Source organism: Pseudomonas sp. GB2N2, from assembly GCF_054897705.1.
On record NZ_CM142701.1, the window covers coordinates 1004679 to 1025288 of the forward strand.

Sequence of the window (20610 nt, forward strand, 5' to 3'; positions counted from 1 at the left end):
AAACGAGGCAACCGAGATGAAATACTCAAGCGCAGAAATCATTCGTGAATACGGCCCGTTCACCGGCGTCGACAGCGTGCATGGCGTGACCTGGGACGGGCAGCAGGTGTGGTTTGCCACCGGCGAACAACTGATCGCCCTCGACCCGGCCAGCGGTGAAACATTACGCTCGATCGACGTCACCGCCGATGCGGGCACGGCGTTCGACGGCCAGCATCTGTTCCAGATCGCCGCCGATCGCATCCAGAAAATCGACCCGCAGACTGGTGAAGTACTGAACACGATTCCGGCACCGGGCGGCGGCAATGATTCCGGGCTGACCTGGGCCGAAGGCACGTTGTGGGTCGGCCGCTACCGCGACCGGAAAATTCACCAGATCGATCCCGAGACCGGCGCGATCCTGCGAACCATCGAGTCCAACCGGTTTGTCACCGGGGTGACCTGGGTCGAGGGCCAGCTGTGGCATGGGACGTGGGAAGGGGATGAAAGCGAATTGCGCCGCGTTGACGAGAAAACCGGAGAGGTGCTGCAGAGTGTCAGGATGCCGGCCGGAGTGGGTGTGTCGGGGCTTGAGTCCGATGGCGGCGATCAGTTTTTCTGTGGCGGCGGTGGTAGCGGGAAGGTGAGGGCAGTGCGTCGGCCTGAATGAATTACCGCTACAAACCGGAATGGAGCGCGCTCAAACCGCATTTTTTAAGTTCGCTCAGCAACCGCTCGATCTGCGCCAGTTCCCAAGTGCTGAGCCAACTGACCGGGTCGGTGCCGTAACGTTGCCAGCTGTCGATGTCGACGTGTATCAGGCCGGATTCGGAGAGTTTGTCGAGGGGGTGCAACGGCCGCACTTCGAGGGCGGCGTCGCGCAACAACGGATGGCGTTGCCTCAATCTGCTCGAACGGCCCAGTGCCGGGCGCATTCTGCTGTTCGGCGAGGACCTGACGGCGCTTATCCAACCTTGAACTGCGCCGGGCAGAAACAGCGGGCCGGCATCACCCTGACCCTGGTGATTCTGGTCCAGAGCGTGCAAAGCCTGGGTGACCGGCTGGTGAGATCACCGGCTCATCGTCGTTGAGTTGACGATTCTTATAACCAGAAAATATTTTCTATTCGATAGAACTATTGGATTGTTTATAAGAGATTGCATTTAATCCTCGCCTCAACCCTTTGTGTTCGCACGTTTTTTTCGCGGCCATCCTGTCCGGAATTTTTTATGAGTGCGCCTGTTGCCGTGGCACCCGAGCCGCTGATTCGTGTGCGTGAGCTGAGCAAAACCTTTGGTGCCAGCCGCGCGTTGCATCAGGTCAGCCTGGTGATTTATCCCGCCGAAGTCGTGGCGTTGCTGGGTGCCAACGGTGCCGGCAAATCGACGCTGGTGAAGATTCTCGCCGGCAGTCAGGCGGCGGATTCTGGTGAACTGTGGGTGGATGGCGAGCGCTGGCAGTTTGTCTCGCCTCTGTCGGCGCGCCGGGTCGGGATCGTCGCGGTGCATCAGCAGGTCAACGACGGCATCGCGCCGGGGTTGAGCGTGGCGGAAAACCTTTTGCTCGATGAACTGTGCCAGCCCGGTGCGGACTTCTGGCTCAACCGCAAGCGCCTGTTCGAGCGTGCCGCGAGCATCGCTGCCGGCCTCGGACTGGACTTGCCGCTGGAGCAACCCATCGAGTGTCTCGGCCAAGCCGAACGGCAATTGGTGGTGCTGGCCCGTGCGTTCGCCCTGCAACCGCGCCTGCTGATTCTCGACGAACCCACCGCCGCCTTGTCGGATGTCGAGGCCCAGCGTCTGTTCGGCTTGATCGACACGCTACGCAGTCGCGGGGTGGCAATCCTTTACATCTCCCATCGCTTGTCCGACCTGCAACGCGTGGCCGACCGCGCCATCGTACTGCGGGATGGCCAACTGGCTGGCGAATTCAGCGCCGGGCAGTTGCCGGAGGCGGTCGAAGCCATGCTTGGCCAGTCCCTTGATACCCATGTCTATGAACCGCTCAAGGCCGGGCGAGAAGTGCTGACGCTGCGCGACGGGAAAATCCTGCCGCGTACTCAAGCATTCGAACTGACCTTGCGCGAGGGTGAAGTGGTGGTGCTCACCGGACTGCTGGGCGCCGGTAAAACCGAGATCGCCGAAGTGCTGTTTGGCCTGCGAGAGCCGGCGACCGGCACCCTGCAGCTGGACGGCACCGACTGGCAACCGGGCTCGCCACGCTCGGCCATTCGCAGCGGCGTATTTTTCGCCGCCGAGGATCGCGCGAGCCAGTCCTTGATTGCCGACTTTTCCTTGCGCCGCACCTTGACCTTGCCGTTTCTTGAACGTTTCACCCATGGCGGTTTCATCCGCAACCGTGCCGAGGCGAAAGCGGTGGAGGCGCAGGTCGCGGCGCTGGGGATCAAGACCGCCGGGATCGATGTGCCCATGAGTGCCTTGTCCGGTGGCAACCAGCAAAAAGTCGTGCTCGGACGCTGGCTGCTCGGGGAAGGGCGCGTGTTAATTCTCGATGAGCCCTTCCAAGGCGTCGACGTGCGCGCCCGCCGGGATATCGGCCAACTGCTGCGCGCCAGTGCCGGTGGCCGCGCGACGTTAGTGATCTGCGCCGATGTCGACGAGGCGCTGGAAATCGCCGACCGAATTCTGCTGGTGCGCGATCACGCGGTGGTCGCCGAATACCCTCGCGCCGGTTTGAGTCGCGCCACGCTGGTCAGCGCACTGGCCGGCGCCGACGTGCAACACCTGGCCACGGTTTCACCTCTTCATGCCACGCCAAGGAGCAAAGCGAATGCCTGATTCAAGTTCGCTGGCGTCGACCCCCCCCGCACCCGTCGAACGCTTGCTGCAAGCGCTGATCCGGTATGGCCTGCTTTGGGTGTTGGCGCTGATCCTGATATTTTTCAGCTTCGCGGAGCCGGCATTCCTGCGGGTCGGCAATCTGTTCAGCATCTTGCAGTCGGTGTCGATTGTCGCGCTGCTGGCCTTGGGCGTGACGCTGACCATGGCGGTGGGAGGGCTCGATTTGTCGATCGGAGCGGTGGCGGCGATGAGTCTGATGATTGCCAGTTACGTGATGGTGGTGCTGGGTTGGGGCGCCGTGCCGGCGGTGCTGATCAGCCTTGCCGGCGGCGCGCTTGTCGGGCTGCTCAATGGCTGGTTGATCGTGAAGATGCGCGTGCCGGACATCCTCGCCACCCTCGGCAGCATGTTTCTGGTGATCGGCGTACAACTGATTCCAACCGGCGGACGCTCGATTGCGGTGGGCATGACCTTACCAAACGGCGACGAGGCCGAAGGCGCGTTCAGCGCAGCGTTTCTCGCCCTCGGCCGCGCTCAGTTGTGGGACACCGTGCCGGTTCCGGTGCTGATCACCGCTGTGGTGGCGCTGCTGGTCTGGCTGTTTCTGGAGTGTACGCGCATCGGGCGGTTGTTCTACGCCATCGGCGGTAACGAGCAAGCCGCGCGGCTGGCGGGTGCGCCGGTGCAACGCTTCAAATTATTGGCCTATGTGCTTTCAGCCTCGCTGGCGTCGTTGGGCGGTCTGTTGCTCGCGGCGCGTTTGGGGCGCGGTGACGTCAGCTCCGGCAACGGTCTGGTGCTCGACGCCCTCGGCGCGGCGTTGATCGGTTTCGCCGTGCTGGGGGCGAAAAAGCCCAATGCCTTCGGCACGCTCGTCGGTGCGTTGCTGGTGGCCACGTTGCTGAACGGGCTGACCATGCTCAACGCGCCTTATTACGCTCAGGATTTCGTCAAGGGACTGGTACTGGTATTGGCCCTGATGTTCACCTTCGGCCTCGCGCATCGGGCGCGTTGAGCCGCTTTTAACGCTCCCTCGCAAGGAAGAGATATGCACGGATCACTCAAGGATTTTGTTCGCCACTGCCTGGCTACCGCGTTGCTCTCGACGCTGGCACTGAATGCCCAGGCCAGGGCTTTACCCGGCGCACCGGCGCCGTTCGACACGGGCAACGTACACATCGCGCTGGTGGGCTATCTGTTCTCTGGCGATTTCACCGAAGCCTATTTGCGCGGCGTCGAGAAACAGACCGAAGCCCTCGGAGCGACACTGCGAGTGTTCGATGCCCGCCAGCAGGCGGCGAGCCAGCGGGAGATGATCGATCAGGCCATCGACCTCGGCGTTGACGGCATCATTGTGCAGCTCGGTCTGGCGGAAACCCTCAAGGGCCCGATTGACCGCGCCATCGCCAAGGGCATCAAAGTGGTGGCATTCGACGTCGACCTGAACACCCCGCAAGTCACTCAGGTCGAGCAGGATCACCACGCCCTGGCGCGCCTGGCGCTCGATCAGGCGGTGAAGGACAACGGCACGCGTTTCGAAGCCGGCTACGTCTACATCAGCGGCTTTACCCCGATGGAGCGTCGCGATGAGATCTGGAGCCAGGTCAAGGCGGCGAATCCGGGAATCATCGAGAAGGCGCGCTTCGGCACGCTGAATCCGCCGATTGCCAACTCGGTGGCCGATCAAGCCAGCGCCGTGTTACGGGCCAATCCAGGGATCAGCGTGATCTTCGCGCCATTCGACGAGTTTGCCAAAGGCGCGAAAATCGCCGTCGACGAAGCGGGTCTTGGGAAGAAAGTAAAAATCTACAGTGCCGACATTTCCACCGCCGACATCCAGATCATGAAAGAACCGGACAGTGCCTGGGCCGCCACCGCAGCGGTCAACCCGCAAGTGGCCGGCGCGATCAGCGTGCGCAGCCTGGCGATGCTGATCGCCGGCGAAAACCCGGGCCATAAAGTGCTGGTGCCGCCGACCCTAATCACCCGCCAGCAACTGCTGGACCTCGATGTTAAAAACGTCCGCGACCTGGCGCAGAAGCTGCCAGCGTTCGGCGACACCGCCAATGTGGCGCGGGCGGCATGGATACCCTCTGCGGACTGAAGGTGGCGCAACCTCGACCTGGCTCTCTGGTCGTACGCATTCCCGTGCAGGAGCGAGCCTGCTCGCGAAAAACGCCCAGGCGACGCGTTCATTCAGGCAGCACGCGTAATCGGCCCAAGCGAGGTGCCAAGTGGTGGGGCAAGAGCGTTTGGGTTACTTTTCGTCGGACCGCGCAGGCTTTTCAAAAGTGACTCGCTGTAAGAGCGAAAACAATAGAAGCGATTACCGCAACAACGGATATGTACACCGAAAAAAGTCATCATACAAAAAACGTTCGCGAACAGACTCGATCCCACATCTGATACAGATTAGTGCATTTCGTTAGTTGATCAAGTTGTTGCCTGGGCAACACTACTGTTGCCCACGCAACAGACCGTCTGTCCGATATAACCTAAGTATTATTGGTTCTTTTCCAAAATTAATGATCTCGCCTAGCATCGGCTTCTACTAACTTTGGGGTCCTCTTGTTCGCGCGCTATCGCACTTGAAAACATGTTTTAACAGCCTTCGCTGCCTACCGGATTACTAAAACTACAGCAGACATTGCCGTGCACGTTTTGCCGACTTTCTTATTGTCGTCGGGGGCCGGGTATTAGCTGCGAAAAAGGAGCTTTTCGATGTACCACCACTCTCGTTCATTACTCGCGGCTGCTGTTATAACAGCCGTGACGCAACTACCTGCTTACGCTGCGGAAACTGCAGCTCGCGTCGATGACGACACCCGACTCGGCACCGTGCTGGTGACCGGCACCCGTGGCACCGCCCGCACCGTGCTGGACTCGCCGGTGCCGGTGGACGTATTGACCGCCGAGGACCTCAAGTCCGCCGGTGCCAGTGGCGGCGAACTGGGCCAGGCCTTGCAGACGCTCCTGCCATCGTTCAGTTTTCCACGCCAGTCCAACTCCGGCGGCGCCGACCATGTGCGCGCTGCTCAGTTGCGCGGGATGAGCCCCGATCAAGTGCTGGTGCTGGTCAACGGCAAGCGTCGCCACACCTCGGCACTGGTCAATGACTCGTCGAAGATCGGTCGGGGCACGGCGCCGGTGGACTTTAACTCGATCCCCATCAGTGCCATCAAACGCATTGAAGTGCTGCGTGACGGTGCCGGTGCGCAATACGGTTCCGATGCGATTGCCGGGGTCATCAACATCATCCTCGACGACGCGCCGGAGGGCGGCGAAGTCTCCACCACGTATGGCGCTTATCACACGCATCAGGACGCGATCGGCAAAACCACCACCGATGGCCAGAACAGCATGACCACCGCCAAGATCGGCACACGTATTGGCGAGGAGGGCGGCTTCATCCGCGGGGGTACCGAGTATAAGGATCGCGACCCGACCAACCGCGCCGGTTTCGACGGCTTCGCCGATACCCCGGGGCAGCGCAACTACGTCATGGGCGACGGTATCGCGCGGGACGTCAACGCCTGGTTCAACAGCGAGTTGCCACTGGCAGGCGGCAAAGCGTATTCCTTCGGCACCTACAACGAACGCCACACCACCGGCGCCGAGTTCTATCGCTATCCGTCCGAGCAGCCGCAGTTCTACCCCAACGGCTTTCTCCCGCAATCCATTGGCGACAATCAGGACATCTCTGCGACGGCCGGCTTCAAAGGCCTGATCGGCGATGAATGGGACTTCGACAGCAGCGTCACCCATGGCCGCAATAAATTCGATTCCGCGACCCGACGTACGCTTAACGTCACGCTGGGGCCTGATTCTCCGACGCGTTTCGACACCGGCGAATACGAGCTGCGCCAGACCACCGCCAACCTCGACTTCACCCGCGAACTGCGCCTGGCCGAGCGTTCGTTCGTGCTGGCCGTGGGCGGTGAATATCGTTATGAAAACTATCTGACCCATGCCGGCGACGAAGCCTCGTACATCGGCACCGGGGCGGACGGTGCCAACGGTTTGCGTCCAAGTGAAGAAGTCGATCTGGACCGCAATGTGTTCGGCACTTATGCCGAGCTGTCGGGCGACCTCACCGATCGTTTGTTCGTCGACGCCGCTACGCGCTGGGAACGTTACGACGATGCCGGCAGCAAGCTCACCGGCAAGCTCAGCGGGCGCTTCCGCCTGACCGATCAATGGGCGCTGCGCGGTGCGGTCTCGAACAATTTCCGCGCGCCGTCGCTGGCACAGGTCGGCTTCCAGAACACCACGAGCAACTTCGGTGACGGCGGCACGCTGACCGATATCCGCGTGCTCTCGGTCAACGACCCGATTGCCCGTGCCCTCGGCGCCCAGAAGCTTGATCCGGAAACCTCGAAGAACTTCAGCCTCGGTGTAACGGCCCAGTTGAGCGAACGCTTCGATGCCTCCCTCGACGTGTTTCGCATCGACGTCAAGGATCGCGTGACGTTGTCGCAACGCATCGGCAGCGATGCGCTTGAGCAGTACATCAACAACAACTTCGGTGTTGCCGGTGTGCACGACGTGAACTTCTTCACCAACGCCGCCGACACCCGCACCCACGGCGCCGAGTTGGTGCTCAATTACCATCAGCCGTTTTACGAAGGGCTGTTGGGTTTGACCACTGCCTACACCTATAACCACACCAAAGTCACCAGCACCAAAGGCACGCCGTCGCAGCTCACTGCGCTGGGCATTGGCAACGACGCGCTGGTCGGGGTGGAAGAACGCAACACCCTGACCGACGCGGCACCCAAGGACCGTTTCGTGGTTTCCGCGAACTGGGCCAGCCAGCACTGGGGATTGCTCGGGCGTCTGACGCGCCAGGGCGAAACTACGCGGGTGTTCGATTTCGGCGATTCGCAACCCGAGCAAACTTACGGCGCGGTGTGGCAACTGGATGCCGAGGTGCAATACAAGTTCACTCCCAAGTTTGATATCGCACTGGGCGGCAACAACCTGACCGACAACTACCCGGACCGCTCCAATTCGCAAATCAACTATGGCGGTAACTTGCCGTATGACGTGCTGTCGCCGATCGGCACCAACGGCGCCTACTACTACGCTCGCGCCACCTACGGCTTCTGAGCTGAGCCGCCACCCGCTCGGGTGGCGGTCAATCGACGGGATTTCCCATGAGCGAACTGTCCGGTCCCAAACGGCATCTGCCGGTGTTCCAGGCGTTGTTGGTCACGCTGGGTATGGTGATCACCACCGACATCCTCAAGACCGCGCCCACTGTGGCGATGAACGTAGGGGCCGACAACTTCTACCTGGTGTGGGTCCTCGGTGGTCTGTGTTCGATGATCGGTGCGCTGTGTTTTGCCGAAATGGCCACGGCGTTTCCGCATCCGGGCGGTGATTACCATTTTTTGCGCACGGCCTATGGCGAACGACTGGGCTTTCTGTTTGCCTGGTCGCGGTTCTCGGTGATGCACACCGGCTGGATTGCGCTGTCGGCCTTCATGTTTGCCGATTACGTCGATGCGATCGTGCCGCTGGGCAGCTATGGCTCGGGGTTGTTTGCCGGTGGAGTGATTGCTGCGCTGGTGCTGCTCAATCTTACGGGCCGGCCTATCGGCTTTATGACTCAGACGGTGTTGGTGGTGTTGCTGACGCTGGGGTTTTTGAGCATTGCCGGCGCCGGTGTGTGGCTGGCGTGGCACGGTGTTGAAGTGGTCGCGGTCGCGACGCCAGTAACCCCCGAACAAACCGGGATGGCCGGGTTCTCTTCGGCGATGATTTTCGTGTTCCTGGCCTTCGGTGGCTGGAGCGATGCGGCGACGTTGTCAGCCGAAGTGCGCGACGGTCGGCGAGGGATGTTCATCGCCATGCTTGGCGCACTCAGCGTGCTGATGACTATCTACCTCGCGTTGAATTGGGCGTTTGTGCAAGGGCTTGGCTTCGCCGGGCTCGCGGCGAGTAATGCGCCGGCCGTCGAGTTGTTGAACCGGGCATTCGGCGCACCGGGCGCGCTGCTGATTGTGGTGATGGTCGGGGTGGCGGCCGTGGCCAGCATTAATTCAACGCTGCTGGTAGGCGCCCGCACCACATACGCTGCCGCCCGCGATGTGCCGCAATTGCGCGCCTTGGGCAACTGGGACGAACGCCATGGCGTACCGCGTCGGGCGTTGCTGGCGGAGGGTGCGGTGGCGTTGTTGCTGGTGTTGTTTGGCAGCTTCACCCAAAGCGGCTTCAACAGCATGGTCGAGTACCTGACGCCGGTGTACTGGTTGTTTCTGGGCTTGAGCAGCCTGGCTCTCATTATTCTGCGACGACGCTTTCCCGATACGCCTCGACCAATCAAGGTGCCGTTGTATCCGCTGTTACCGTTGCTGTTCTTCAGCCTGTGCCTGTACATGCTGCATTCCAGCGTGACGGTGGTCGGTTACGGCGCGTTGCTCGGCATCGGCGTGTTGGCGTTGGGCGTTGTATTGCTGGGTGGGCTGAGCCGCTGGTCTTCACGGAACCAGCGGTCGCTTGAGGAACCTGCCGTTTAGAACGACACGTTGGCCGCCTGCGACAGGCGCAGCACCGACAGATCGCCGGTAATCCGCTTCCACGCCAGGCGAATCGCTTCAATGTCCTTCTCGTGCGTGGCGTTGTTCTCGTGAAGAATCACGATGACTTTAGTGCCCAGGCGCTCCGGTTCCTTGGCGTCGTGGTCACGCCATTGGCCGTAGGCGTCGAGCACGCTGAAACCGTCTGGAAAACGCGGCGTAACTTCCTTATCGAGAAACTCGCGCCAGCGCGCGGGGCTGATCACACCTTCCTTGCCTTCCAGTGGCCCGACCGAGAAATACAGCTCGGTGCGCAGCCATTGCGCTTGTGCCGGCCGCGAGGCATCGCCTTGTAGTGTCGAGCTGGCGGGATCTTTGGTATGCACGGAAACCGGAGGAGGGCTGGCGCACCCGGTAACTGCCAGGAACAATGCGGCCAGTAAAAAGCGTTGTTGCATGGAATGTCCTTATTTAGCGAATTAAACAGTGGGCTCATTATATGAGGGTCGCTTAATAGCTAGATAAGACTAAAAAATCATTTGGATGAGGTGATGTGGAATAAGCAGATGTTTTAAAAATAGTCGGCGCTGGTTAGAACGATTATCTCTTTCAGTTATTTATATAGATGCTCATCGAATATCCACAACCTGTAAAGACGTAACCTGGCATTCAATAGAGGTGTGATAGCGACCATTCTGTCGCTGCAGCAACTAATATCAGGCTGAAGACCACGCTACAACGGCTTTAACGTCCGTTTTTGCTGTTTGCCCAGCCTCTTGCCGGCCAGTCGGTAATCCTTAGAATCGGGTCCATCAGCTTCGTCCACCTCTCAAATCCTCCGGGGAACAACACCATGATGAACGCCATGCAGATGCAAATGCCAATGAACGCCAACATGCCGATGATGCCGATGATGGGCATGCCGATGATGATGGCGACCATGACCTGCGACATGATGGACGACGGCATGATGTGCAAAATGATGCCGGCCGCTGGCATGGACATGGCCATGTTCAAGAACAGCGCTGAAATGATGCAGATGATGATGAACTGCGGCATGCCGATGATGATGCATTGCGGCAACATGAGCATGATGTGCATGTCCCAAGCGGCCATGACCATGCCGATGATGAACATGATGATGCCAATGCCGATGATGGGCATGCCGATGCCATCGATGAAGTGCGTGATGGAATGCACCCTGATGGACGACGGCATGATGTGCAAACTCATGCCGATGGCTGGCATGAACATGGACATGATGAAGAACTGCTGCTCCCTGATGATGAAGATGATGAACGATTGCAGCATGCCGATGATGATGAGCTGCAATGGCATGCCGCTGATGTGCTGCACCTGCTGATCCCCGGCAGACATTAAAAAGCCCCCGCGGCCTTGGGTCGCGGGGGCTTTTGTATTTTTGCTGCCTTGGCTGGTCCGTAGCCGTTTCGTCGGTAACGCGGGCCATTTGAATAAACGCGTTGCCTGGACTTTTTTCGCGAGCAGGCTCGCTCCTACAGGGGTAGCGGTGGTATCAATCAGTCCAGCCGTTCCGGATAAGTCACCACCAGATACGCCACCGCTTCACTGTCCGCCGGGTTGCGGTAGCGGTGCGGCTGGTCGGCATAGAACAGTATCGAATCGCCGGTCGAAAGCAGATAACGTTCATCGTTTACGCTGATCTCCAGCACGCCTTGCGCCACCACCAGGTTTTCTTGGACACCCGGACCATGGCCCTCGGAGACATCTTCGCCCAACGGACTCAGACGCAATTCATAAAATTCCGACTGGCGCGCCACATCAAACGGAAACAGCGCACGGCTGACAAAGGCACCGCTGGCACTGACCAGGCGTTTGCTCTGGCTCACCGACAACACGGCCACACCTTCAAAGGCCCGATGCTCGAGAAACGCGGCCACCGACACCTTCAAACCTTTGGCGATTTTGCACAGCACTTTGATGGAAGGAACGCTGCGCCCGGACTCGATCTGTGCCAGCATCGCCCGGCTCACGCCGCATTGCCGCGCCAGCGCGTCCAGAGACAAATGACGTTTACCGCGCAGGCGCTGCAGGTTTTGCGCAACCCGTTCGCAGATCGGGTCTTCTTCCAGGGATTCCAGATTGTTCAGGTCCAGCACAGGCTCGTCGGCGCTCGCCAGAAAGCGCGAGGGTTCACGCGTGTTCACGCCTGACGCGTCTCGGTCGACTGCACCGGCTGGGCCCAGGCAAAGCCCTGCAGACCAGCACTGCGCGTGTACATTTCCCACATGGCCCGTGCCCGTTGTTGAGCCTGCTTGCGTTTGCGGTAGCTGACGAAATCAAGAATGTTGGCAGTCGGATTCATAGGGCTCTTCACTGTCGTGATGAATGACGGGATGGGTTGAGACTACTCGACAATTTTTATAACGATAAATACTGATTTTGTATTTATTAATTCTTTTTGGTTCTTTTGAAAATCCTCCGCGTGAGGTCAATGCCCCACCAATTCCTCCAGCAACTGTTCCTTGTACCCCTGCAACACCGTCGACGCCCGGTCCCGTGGGTGGGGCAGGTCGACGATGATTTCGTGCTTGATCCGCCCCGGGTGCGCGTCCATGACGATCACCCGGTCGCCCAGGTACAGCGCTTCCTCAATGTCATGGGTGACCATGATCACCGTGCAGCGTTGCTGCACCCAGATGCGTTGCAGCTCGTGTTGCAGGCGCACCCGGGTCAGGGCGTCGAGGGCGCCGAGGGGTTCGTCGAGCAGCAGCACCTTCGGTTTGTTGATCAGCGCCCGGGCGATGGCCGCGCGTTGTGCCATGCCGCCCGATAGCTGGTGCGGGTAAGCGTTCTCGAATCCTTCGAGATTGACCAGTGCAATGTGTTCGGCCACCAGTTGGTTTTTTTCCGACTGGGACAGCGGATGGTTTTTCAACGCCAGGGCAATGTTCTGGCTCAGGGTCATCCACGGAAACAGGCGATGGTCCTGAAACACGATCCCGCGTTCCAGACTGGTACCGACCACCCGTTTGCCGTCGAGCAGAATATCGCCTTCGTACTCGGCCTCAAGCCCGACAATCAGGCGCAGCAGCGTGGATTTCCCGCAACCGCTGGCGCCGACGATGCTGACGAATTCGCCGGGGTGCACATCGAGATGGATCTGCTGCAACACCGGCAAAGGCTGGCCTTCGATGCGGTAGGCCTTGCTCAGGCCGCGAATTTTCAGCGCACCGGTGTGTAAAGAATCGATGTGCGGCACAGCGTGTTGGGCAATTGCATTCATGGTTATCGGCCTTTCAACGAATAGTGCGCCAGCGCAGCAGATGGCGGCTGAGCAGGGTGAAAAGGAAAGTCATCAGGTAGCCGCAGAGGCCAATGCACAGCACGCTGAGGACGATGACTTCCATGCGTGAGCCGGCCTCGGCGTTCATCATCAGGTTCCCCAGCCCGGCACCGGACGACAGGAACAATTCACTGCCCACCGCCGTGACCCAGGCAAACGCCAAGGCATGCAGTACACCGGTGGCAATGCTCGGCAACGCTGCCGGTAGCAGCACATGCCGAAAGCGTTGCCAGCGCGTGAGCACCAGCACCCGGCCGACCTCGCGATAACGCTGTTCGACATGGCTGAAACCCTGATACGTGTTGAGCACCATCGGGTAAAAAGCCGCGAGGCTGACGATCAATACTTTGGAAAACTCGCCGTTGCCGAACCACATGGCGATCAGTGGAATCCAGCCGAGCATCGGCACCTGGCGGATCGAATGAAACAACGGCCCGATCAACCGGTTGGCCACCGCCGACAGCGCCATCAGCACCCCCAGCAGCACGCCAAAGACAATGCCCAAAACGAGACCGGTGCTGGTGCGCGCCAGGCTCGCCCACAGATTGACCAGCAATTCGCCGTTGGCCAACAGTTCAAGCAACGCCGAGCCAATGGCCGACAACGGCACAAAAGCGTACGCCCCGGCGGCGCCCTGGCGTGACAGGTATTCCCAGGCGCCGATCAGCAACAGCGGCAGCAGCAAGCCTCGGGATTTGGCGAGTAATCGGATCATTAGCGGCTCCTAGCGGGTCTGCCAACGGAACAGGCGCTGTTCCAGTTGGCGAAAAGAGAAGTCGAGCGCGAAACCAATGACGCCGGTGACCACGATCCCGACCATCACCACATCGATGCGCAACATCTGCCGAGCCATTTCGATCATCTGGCCCAGGCCGCTGTCGGCGGCGAGCAGTTCGGTGGCGACCAGCACCACCCAGGCCCGGGTCAGGCTGATGCGAAAACCGGTGATGATCGGCGGCGCGGCGGCGGGCAGGGCGATCTCACGGACGAACGTCGGCCAGCGCAGGCGATACACCTCGGCAACTTCGAAGTAGCTGCGCGGAATGGCCTTGACCCCTTCGCTGGTGGCCAGCGCCACCGGGAAGAACGCAGTCTTGGCGACGATGATGATCTTGAAGGTTTCATCGATGCCGAACAGCAGCACGAACATCGGGATCAGCGCGATGCTGGGGATCTGGCGCAGGGTATGGAACAGCGGCGAGCAGTAGATCTCGACGTTTTTCGACAGGGCCATCAACACGCCGAAGGCCAGCCCCAGCAGCGAGCCGATGCCGAAACCAAGCCCCAGCCGGGAGAGGCTGTTGAGTAGGTGTCCGAGCAACTCACCGCTGGCCGACAGCTCTTCGAAGGTCTGCCACACCTGGGCGGGCGGGACCAGCAGGTTGCGCGGAAAAATACCGGCCCCGGCGACCACCGCCCAGAGCAACAGCATGGCGATGGGCGAGATGAGCCAGGTCAGGGAATACAACAGACGTCGAGTGCGCATGGCGGGTCTTAATTCGGCGAAGTACCGAAGGGGTATCGCAAGAGCTGTGCCAGCGCAGCGCGATTGTGCTGTTGCCACTGACGCCATCGCTGGCAAGCCAGCTCCCACAGGTCATGCACCGTTCCTGCGGGAGCTGGCTTGCCAGCGATGACGTCATTACAAACACCACGCATTGATGCGTCACCAGCACCGACTGCTGCCCCAGCAACACCTGTCCAGCAACCCCGTCAGAACTCGTAACTGACGCTGGTGTAATAGAACGCACCCTGCGCACCTTCAGGGCTGGTGATCGAGTACTTCGGCACGCCGTACAACTGCGCGCCGTCGGCCTTGTCCGGGTGCGTATCGAACAGGTTGATCGCACCCACCGAGATCTTCAGCGCCTTGTCGAAGGTGTACGACAGATCGAGGTCTGTGACCCATTGCGGGCTGTAGGTCTGGTCCAATGTGGGGTTGGTCGCGTTGAGGTTTTTCCATTCGCCATAACGTCGCTGGGCCACGGTCACGCCCCAGTTCTCGTACAGCCAGTTAGCGCTCAGCACAAGCTTGGTTTCCGGCGTGCCGTCCTCGATCAGGCCTTGGGTGTTGCGGCCGACAATCTGCGAACCCTTGATGTTGCCGACATCGCGCAACGCGGTGATTTTCGTGTTGTTCTGGCTGATGCCGCTGCTCAGGTTCAAACGGCCCCATTGCTGCAGGTCCAACTGATAGTTGCCCGCCAGCTCAATCCCGTCGGTGCGGGTGTCGGCGACGTTGGTGTAGAACGCCGCGCTCTGGATGTTCGCGTACGGCGTGCCGGCGAAGATCGGCGTCACAACCGCCGCCGGCAACTGGTCGGAGAGGGTGATGCGGTTGTCAATGTTGATCCGGTAGGTGTCCAGCGTCACCGAGGCATTGGCGAGCGGCCGCCAGACGAGGCCGAGGGAATAGCTGGTGGATTCTTCCGGCTTCAGCGACTTGCCGCCGAGTAACGCCGCTTCCGGGCTGTCGGCGCGCAGCGTGCGCTGCTGCACCTCGACGAAGTTGCCACTGCCCGGTGGTTGCTCGACCACCTGCACGCTGAACGAGGACAAACCGCTCTGCACCAGCGATGGCGCGCGATAACCGGTACTGGCCGTGGCCCGCGCGGCGATCTGCGGGGTGAAATCATAGCGCAGCGAGAGCTTGCCGTTAGTGGTGTCGCCGAAGTCCGAATAGTGCTCGGTACGCACCGCGACGCCAGCCTGGAATTTCTCGGTGATCTGCCCTTCGACATCGATGTACGCGCCCAGGACGTTGCGCTCCAGTGACGCCGCGTCAACCTGGGTGATGCCCGAGTAATAACCCGGAATGCGTCGGCGGGTGACCGGGTCGACCGTGTTGAACAGCGGACCGTTCTGCCAGCCGGCCGCTTCGCCTGCGCTCAGCTCGTAATTTTCCTGACGCCAGGCCACGCCGGCGGAGAGCGTCAGCGGCTTGTACAACAGGTCGGTGGGGAAGTCCCGGACCCAGTCCAGGGTGACGTTGGTCTGATCGGCTTCACGTTCGCCGGTGTAGATTTTTTCCGGGCTGGTGGCGCCCCAACTCGGGTTGATCGCATTGCGGTCAGTGGACTTCAGGGTGTTGTTGCCGTGGTTGACGGCGAAGTCGAATTTGCCCAGCAGGTCGTCTTCGTAACGCAGGCCGCCGGTCAGTGCGTAGTCTTCCAGCGCGTAGCGCGTGATCGGCAGGCGTCCGTCCGGGAAGCGCGCCAGCGCCGTGCTGCTGTAGTTGTTGCGCAGCGTCGTCGGCGGGTCGAAGAAGCCTTCGGCGTCGGTATTCTTGTGCGAGTAGGTGGCAAAGCCGTAAGCGGTCAAACCGTCGCTGATGCCGATTTCGCTGTTGGCGAGGAAGTTGTACTGGTCCGAGACATTGCCCGCGCCCCAGCGCCAGGTGCGGTAGCGGTTGTTCTGTTCGCGCGGGGTGTTGATGCTGGTGGAACCGGGGTAAAAAATCCGGTTGTCCGGGTTGGTGTCGCTGGCCGGGTCCTGGCTGCCGGCGTCGAAACTCAGGGTCAGGAAGCCGTCGTTGGGCAGGGCGAAGCCTTTCCAGCCGCTGAGTTTGCGCGAAATGCCGTCGCCCTTGTCGTAGCCGCCGAAGCGGTAGCCGATGTTGCCACCGTCGTCCTTTTCCTTGAGCACGATGTTGATCACCCCGGCGATGGCGTCGGAGCCGTACTGCGCCGCGGCGCCGTCGCGCAGGATCTCGACGCGCTGAATGGCGCTCAGGGGAATCAGGCTCAGATCAACCGCCGCCGCGCCCCGGCCATTGACCAGGCTTTGGCGCGTGACGTTGGAACTGGTGTGGCGACGTTTTCCATTGACCAGCACCAGCACCTGATCGGAAGCGAGGCCACGCAACGAGGCGCCCTGGGCAATCGAACCGGCGAAAGCGCCCTGGGGTGATTGCGGATAGCTGAAGGACGGCGACAGGGCGGTGAGCGCACCGGACAGATCGCTCGCACCGGTCTGCTGCAATTGCTCTCCGGTCAGAACGTCCACCGGCGCCGCGCTTTCCAGGGCCGTGACGTCACTTCGGCGGGTGCCGAGCACCACGACGGTGTCCAGGTGATCAGCGCTGGCGGTTGGTTTGGAGTCGGCAGCCACGACAGGCACGGCAAGGCTGCCAATGACCAGCGCGATAGCGCCGGCCAACGGAGTGCGATGGAACATGAGCAGATTCCTTGAAAAGGTCGCGAACCCTATAGGAACCGGCTTGCCGGCGATAGCGGCCGCATAGGCGATGCGCGCCTCGAGGGCCACATCGCTGGCAAGCCAGCTCCTACAAAGAGATTGCGTGAATCGGGTTTAGAAGCGGCTGGTCACGCTGAGGCCGACGGTGCGTGGGTCGCCGTAGGTGATGACGTATTGGCCGAGGGTGCCGTTGGGCCGGCCATGAACCTGGTAGCGACGGTCGGTGAGGTTGTTGACGAAACCGGTGACGCTGAGTTTTTCATCCGGGCTGAACCAGGTCAGGCGCGAGTTGGCCAGGGTGTAGTGAGACTGGCTCAGCGTTTTGTCGACGCTGCTCTGGCGGTCGGCGAGGAAGTATTCCTTGTCGCGGAAACTCACGTCACCGCCAGCCACCAGCTTGCCGCCGATCTCCAGCGGGAAGGTGTAATCGGCACCGAGCGACACCACGTTGCGCGGCGAGCGCACGAAGCTGTTGCCACTGTAGTCACCGGTCACGACGCCCGTGTTGGGGTTGGTGTTTTTGAAGTCGGTGTACTCGGTGTCGAGGAACGAAACGGCCGCTCGCAGGTGCAGGTAGTCAGTCGGCTGGCCTTCGAGCTCCAGCTCGGCACCTTTGACCGTGCCCTTGGCGCCGTTGGTCAACGCGGTGGTCAGCACGCCGTTGTTGACCGTCAGCAGGTTCACCTGAATGTCCGAGTAGTCGTAGTAGAAGATGTTGGCGTTGGCGGTCAGGCGATGGTTGAACCACTCGGACTTGAGGCCGATTTCGTAAGCGTCGAGTTGTTCCGGATCGACCGTGGTCAGCTGCGCAAGACTGGTCGACAAGCCGGTGTTGAAACCGCCGGAGCGGAAGCCGTGGGCATAACGGAAGAACACGCGCACGTTGTCGTTGATCCGGTATTCCGGCGTCAGGTCGTAGGTCCAGGCTTCCCAGGTTTTGTTTTCGTCACGACTGCCGTTGGTGCCGACGCCACCCAGGCGCACGAGCGGGCCGTTGGCGGTGGTGCGGGTCAGTTGGGTCAGGTCGAGGTCGATGTCTTTCTTTTCCTGGGTCCAGCGCAGGCCACCGGTGACACTGAAGTCGTCGGTGAAATCGTAGGTCAGGTTGCCGAACAACGCGTAGCTGTCGGTGGTGTGATCAAAGGACAGGTCACGAAAATCGGTGGCGCCACCGGTCTGGTTCGAGCCGGTGCCGTTGGGCGTCGGGCCCGGTGTGATGATGCGCTGGGCCGAGCTGTCGAGGTCCTCGTGGAAGTAATGCGCGCCGGCCAGCCAGCGCAGGGTTTCCTGCTGCGGCGATGCCAAGCGGATTTCCTGCGAGTACTGGCTGTATTTGTTATCGGAAATCGCCGCGCCGTTGACCTCGTAAGGCGTGTAGTCGGCGTCACTGGTGGACTGACCGCGGATGTAGTCATAGGCGCTGATCGACGTCAGGGTGTAATCGCCCAGATGCCAGTTCAGGGTCAGCGACGTGCCGTCGTGATTGAGCTTGGCGTCTTCGTTGACGTTCAGCGCAATGTCGCGCCCCTGAGGTCGTTGATAGCCGACGTTGTAATAACGGCCTTCGGTCAACGAGCCGTTGCTGCCATCGCCTTTGTATTCACGGCTGTGGATTTTCAGCAGCGCGTCGAGGTTCTCGTTGACCTGGGCAAGAAACTGCAGGCGCACGGCTTTCTTGTTGACGTCACCGTAGGTGTTGTCGTCGACGAGGTTCTTCTGGAAGCCGTCGCGTTCTTCGGAATAGAGCGCCACCCGTGCCGCGAGTTTTTCATCCACCAGCGCGCCCCCGATGGCGCCGCTGACAATCCTTTCATTCTTGCTGCCGAAGCCGATCGTGCCAAAACCATCGGTATCAAAAGTCGGCTTTTTCGAAATGATGTTCACCGCCCCCGCAGTGGTGTTCTTGCCGTACAGCGTGCCTTGCGGACCGCGCAGGATTTCGATGCGTTCCAGGTCAAACAACGGCCCACCACCGGCAATCGGCGCATTCAGATAAACGTCATCGGCATAGATACCCACCGGAAACACCGTGGCGGCGCCGGTATCACCGGTGCCTAGACCACGGATGTACCAACGCGGTCGGCCATCGCCGTCGGGGTTCTTCGCCGCCACGTTGGGAACGAAGGTGGTGATGTCGCCGATGTTGCGCACACCGTCGGCCACCAGGCTGGTGCCCTGTACCGCCGACACGGCCACCGGAACCTCTTGCAGGGTTTCCTCCCGGTGTTGAGCGGTGACGGTGACGGTCTTGAGAGACGGCTCCGTAGTGGTCTTGTTGCTGTCGGCTTCCGTGGTTTCTGCCGCCAGCAATGTCTGGCTGGTGGCGCCTCCGGCGAGCAGTAAAGTTAGCCAGATACTCTTGGTGATTGGATTAAGTTTATGCATTTTTGTCTCCCCCATTAATGTGTCACTAAAAGGGGTAGAGCAGAGATCGTGCCAAGTGTTTTTTAGCGTTTGTTAGTTTTGATAAGTCTATGAAAAATATAAAAATAAATAATATGTAGGGCCGGGTTAAAAGGCACTTTTGAATAGAGGGATTAGTGGGGTCCAGCCTGGTGTGAAGAGCCTGCCATGAATTCAGCAGGAAGTTGCTTGGTGGGTGTTGCTGGGGAAGCAGGAGTGGGTCGGGAGGGTGTTGCCAGGTCAGCAGTGCGGTGGCCTTTCAGACGCCATCGCCGACTTGCCGGCGATGGCGTTCTCACCAACGAAAAATAACCTCAAACCGCTAATCGCGACGTCGACCCAATGACCTTTTCCAACACACTGAAATCGATCCACTCGCGCACATCGAATCGCCGTGGAATGAAGTCCCAGCGATGCAGGAAATCGGTGAAATCCTGCAACGCCGCAATCGACCGCGCATCCAGGGTCGTGCGCAAACGCCGATGCGCATCCTCACCATAAGCGGCGGCCACCCAGTACTCGCTGGTGTTCAGTTCACGGGCGAGAAAACGCCGGGTTTCGTCCGGGTTGGCCCAGGCCCATTGCTCGGTGCGCAACACGGTGTCGACAATTTTCACGCTGGCGTCGAAATGCTCATGCAGCAGATGAGTGTCGACGGTCAGCGTGCGGGGTGTGCCGTTGTTCGAACGAATCAACGGGTCCGGATGCGAGCCGGTGTCGACCACCACATGCAAGCCGAATTCGTTGGCCAGGTGCACCGCGTGCGCGCCTTTGAGGAAGATTGCGTCGATGTCGCCGCGCAGCAATCCGATCAGTTCGTTGTTGCGTTTGCTCAAGCGCGTCACACCCAGGCTGACTTCCGAACCGTAGACATGCTGCTTCTGCTCGTCGCTGTAGGTGCCGCCGTAGGGATAGTCCACCAGCTCGACGTCGGACACTTCCAGGCCTTCGAGCTTAAGCGCATTTTCCAGTCCGCGCAGCGCTTGGGCGCGGGTGAAGTCGATTTGCACGTTGGCCCATTTCGGGACGCCGAAACGGCGGTTTTTCAGATCGCGGATAGTCTTCACTCCGCTTTCCGCGGTGGTCAGAATCAGTTGCACCTCATCGCTCCAGGACAACCCCAACACGCGGGTTTGCACCCCGCTGGCGAAGGCCCAGATCGCCGGGATGTTGCCGCCATGGCGGACCGAGTTTTTCAGGTGGTGGTCGTAGTGGGCTTCGCGAACTTCCCGTTCACTGGACTCGCGCAACGACTGGATATTGGTGCCGAACGGCAAAAAGGCTTCCGCCAGACGCCCGGACTGCACGGCGATGCCTAACCCGGTGGGCACCGGGCTGTGGGTGTACCAAAGCGTATCGAGTGGTTTGCTCATAAGGGTCTTCA

At 60.4% G+C, this 20610-nt stretch carries 17 protein-coding genes and 1 pseudogene; 8 read left to right on the forward strand and 10 right to left on the reverse strand.

Going from position 1 to position 20610, the window contains the following annotated elements; genetic code table 11:
- Window positions 1-16: 16 nt before the first annotated feature.
- On the forward strand, window positions 17-649 hold the full coding sequence (locus tag ACYZT4_RS04625) for a Vgb family protein (RefSeq protein ID WP_461985627.1): 633 nt from the start codon (window positions 17-19) through the stop codon (window positions 647-649).
- Window positions 650-656: 7 nt separating this feature from the next.
- Here ACYZT4_RS04625 and ACYZT4_RS04630 read toward each other — a convergent pair whose 3' ends face one another.
- On the reverse strand, window positions 657-914 hold the full coding sequence (locus ACYZT4_RS04630; RefSeq protein WP_461985628.1) for a DUF7693 family protein: 258 nt from the start codon (window positions 912-914) through the stop codon (window positions 657-659).
- An 84-nt stretch (window positions 915-998) separates the two neighbouring features.
- On the opposite strand from ACYZT4_RS04630, the pseudogene ACYZT4_RS04635 reads away from it, so the two are divergent.
- The 6 genes and pseudogenes from ACYZT4_RS04635 to ACYZT4_RS04660 form a co-directional block, all read left to right on the forward strand.
- Window positions 999-1070: pseudogene (locus tag ACYZT4_RS04635) on the forward strand (metal ABC transporter permease); the annotation flags it as partial.
- Window positions 1071-1208: 138 nt separating this feature from the next.
- Window positions 1209-2777, forward strand: a complete 1569-nt coding sequence (locus ACYZT4_RS04640; RefSeq protein WP_461985630.1) for a sugar ABC transporter ATP-binding protein — start codon at window positions 1209-1211, stop codon at window positions 2775-2777.
- Entirely contained in the window at window positions 2770-3795 is a 1026-nt protein-coding gene (locus ACYZT4_RS04645; protein ID WP_461985632.1) for an ABC transporter permease, read from the forward strand. The genes ACYZT4_RS04640 and ACYZT4_RS04645 overlap by 8 nt, the downstream gene beginning before the upstream one ends.
- 33 nt (window positions 3796-3828) lie before the next feature.
- Window positions 3829-4884, forward strand: coding sequence for a substrate-binding domain-containing protein (locus ACYZT4_RS04650; protein ID WP_461985634.1), 1056 nt, complete (start codon window positions 3829-3831; stop codon window positions 4882-4884).
- A 617-nt stretch (window positions 4885-5501) separates the two neighbouring features.
- Entirely contained in the window at window positions 5502-7889 is a 2388-nt protein-coding gene (locus ACYZT4_RS04655) for a TonB-dependent receptor plug domain-containing protein (protein WP_461985636.1), read from the forward strand.
- Window positions 7890-7936: 47 nt separating this feature from the next.
- Window positions 7937-9301 (forward strand): APC family permease, encoded by a 1365-nt coding sequence (locus ACYZT4_RS04660; protein ID WP_461985638.1) that lies wholly within the window; start codon window positions 7937-7939, stop codon window positions 9299-9301.
- On the opposite strand, the gene ACYZT4_RS04665 is transcribed toward ACYZT4_RS04660, so the two are convergent.
- Complete coding sequence (locus ACYZT4_RS04665) at window positions 9298-9759, reverse strand: DUF3574 domain-containing protein (protein ID WP_461985640.1); 462 nt, start codon at window positions 9757-9759, stop codon at window positions 9298-9300. The genes ACYZT4_RS04660 and ACYZT4_RS04665 overlap by 4 nt on opposite strands.
- A gap of 395 nt (window positions 9760-10154) precedes the next feature.
- Here ACYZT4_RS04665 and ACYZT4_RS04670 point away from each other — a divergent pair, with 395 nt between their 5' ends.
- Window positions 10155-10664 carry a hypothetical protein gene (locus ACYZT4_RS04670; RefSeq protein WP_461985642.1) on the forward strand — a complete coding sequence of 170 codons (510 nt, stop codon included), beginning with the start codon at window positions 10155-10157 and terminating at the stop codon, window positions 10662-10664.
- Between the two features lie 175 nt (window positions 10665-10839).
- Here the strand turns inward: ACYZT4_RS04670 and ACYZT4_RS04675 are convergent, their stop codons facing one another.
- The 8 genes from ACYZT4_RS04675 to ACYZT4_RS04710 form a co-directional block, all read right to left on the reverse strand.
- Window positions 10840-11430 carry a helix-turn-helix domain-containing protein gene (locus ACYZT4_RS04675; protein WP_461988543.1) on the reverse strand — a complete coding sequence of 197 codons (591 nt, stop codon included), beginning with the start codon at window positions 11428-11430 and terminating at the stop codon, window positions 10840-10842.
- Between the two features lie 53 nt (window positions 11431-11483).
- Window positions 11484-11645 carry a hypothetical protein gene (locus tag ACYZT4_RS04680; RefSeq protein ID WP_461985644.1) on the reverse strand — a complete coding sequence of 54 codons (162 nt, stop codon included), beginning with the start codon at window positions 11643-11645 and terminating at the stop codon, window positions 11484-11486.
- A 126-nt stretch (window positions 11646-11771) separates the two neighbouring features.
- On the reverse strand, window positions 11772-12566 hold the full coding sequence (locus ACYZT4_RS04685) for an ABC transporter ATP-binding protein (protein ID WP_461985646.1): 795 nt from the start codon (window positions 12564-12566) through the stop codon (window positions 11772-11774).
- A 13-nt stretch (window positions 12567-12579) separates the two neighbouring features.
- Window positions 12580-13341: an ABC transporter permease gene (locus ACYZT4_RS04690; protein ID WP_461985648.1), complete on the reverse strand. Its 762-nt coding sequence runs from the start codon at window positions 13339-13341 to the stop codon at window positions 12580-12582.
- Window positions 13342-13350: 9 nt separating this feature from the next.
- Window positions 13351-14112, reverse strand: coding sequence for an ABC transporter permease (locus ACYZT4_RS04695; protein WP_461985649.1), 762 nt, complete (start codon window positions 14110-14112; stop codon window positions 13351-13353).
- A gap of 227 nt (window positions 14113-14339) precedes the next feature.
- On the reverse strand, window positions 14340-16802 hold the full coding sequence (locus ACYZT4_RS04700) for a TonB-dependent receptor plug domain-containing protein (RefSeq protein WP_461985651.1): 2463 nt from the start codon (window positions 16800-16802) through the stop codon (window positions 14340-14342).
- Window positions 16803-16937: 135 nt separating this feature from the next.
- Entirely contained in the window at window positions 16938-19208 is a 2271-nt protein-coding gene (locus ACYZT4_RS04705; RefSeq protein WP_461985653.1) for a TonB-dependent receptor, read from the reverse strand.
- 332 nt (window positions 19209-19540) lie between these two features.
- Complete coding sequence (locus tag ACYZT4_RS04710) at window positions 19541-20599, reverse strand: ABC transporter substrate-binding protein (RefSeq protein WP_461985655.1); 1059 nt, start codon at window positions 20597-20599, stop codon at window positions 19541-19543.
- Window positions 20600-20610 lie beyond the last annotated feature (11 nt).

Bases quoted from the DNA above. Each gene is read 5' to 3' on its own strand.
- ACYZT4_RS04625 (WP_461985627.1), top strand. From the start codon at position 17: ATGAAATACTCAAGCGCAGAAATCATTCGTGAATACGGCCCGTTCACC.
- ACYZT4_RS04665 (WP_461985640.1), bottom strand. From the start codon at position 9,759: ATGCAACAACGCTTTTTACTGGCCGCATTGTTCCTGGCAGTTACCGGG.
- ACYZT4_RS04690 (WP_461985648.1), bottom strand. From the start codon at position 13,341: ATGATCCGATTACTCGCCAAATCCCGAGGCTTGCTGCTGCCGCTGTTG.
- ACYZT4_RS04710 (WP_461985655.1), bottom strand. From the start codon at position 20,599: ATGAGCAAACCACTCGATACGCTTTGGTACACCCACAGCCCGGTGCCC.
- ACYZT4_RS04640 (WP_461985630.1), top strand. From the start codon at position 1,209: ATGAGTGCGCCTGTTGCCGTGGCACCCGAGCCGCTGATTCGTGTGCGT.
- ACYZT4_RS04650 (WP_461985634.1), top strand. From the start codon at position 3,829: ATGCACGGATCACTCAAGGATTTTGTTCGCCACTGCCTGGCTACCGCG.
- ACYZT4_RS04670 (WP_461985642.1), top strand. From the start codon at position 10,155: ATGATGAACGCCATGCAGATGCAAATGCCAATGAACGCCAACATGCCG.
- ACYZT4_RS04645 (WP_461985632.1), top strand. From the start codon at position 2,770: ATGCCTGATTCAAGTTCGCTGGCGTCGACCCCCCCCGCACCCGTCGAA.
- ACYZT4_RS04700 (WP_461985651.1), bottom strand. From the start codon at position 16,802: ATGTTCCATCGCACTCCGTTGGCCGGCGCTATCGCGCTGGTCATTGGC.
- ACYZT4_RS04685 (WP_461985646.1), bottom strand. From the start codon at position 12,566: ATGAATGCAATTGCCCAACACGCTGTGCCGCACATCGATTCTTTACAC.
- ACYZT4_RS04705 (WP_461985653.1), bottom strand. From the start codon at position 19,208: ATGCATAAACTTAATCCAATCACCAAGAGTATCTGGCTAACTTTACTG.
- ACYZT4_RS04660 (WP_461985638.1), top strand. From the start codon at position 7,937: ATGAGCGAACTGTCCGGTCCCAAACGGCATCTGCCGGTGTTCCAGGCG.
- ACYZT4_RS04655 (WP_461985636.1), top strand. From the start codon at position 5,502: ATGTACCACCACTCTCGTTCATTACTCGCGGCTGCTGTTATAACAGCC.
- ACYZT4_RS04695 (WP_461985649.1), bottom strand. From the start codon at position 14,112: ATGCGCACTCGACGTCTGTTGTATTCCCTGACCTGGCTCATCTCGCCC.
- ACYZT4_RS04630 (WP_461985628.1), bottom strand. From the start codon at position 914: ATGCGCCCGGCACTGGGCCGTTCGAGCAGATTGAGGCAACGCCATCCG.
- ACYZT4_RS04680 (WP_461985644.1), bottom strand. From the start codon at position 11,645: ATGAATCCGACTGCCAACATTCTTGATTTCGTCAGCTACCGCAAACGC.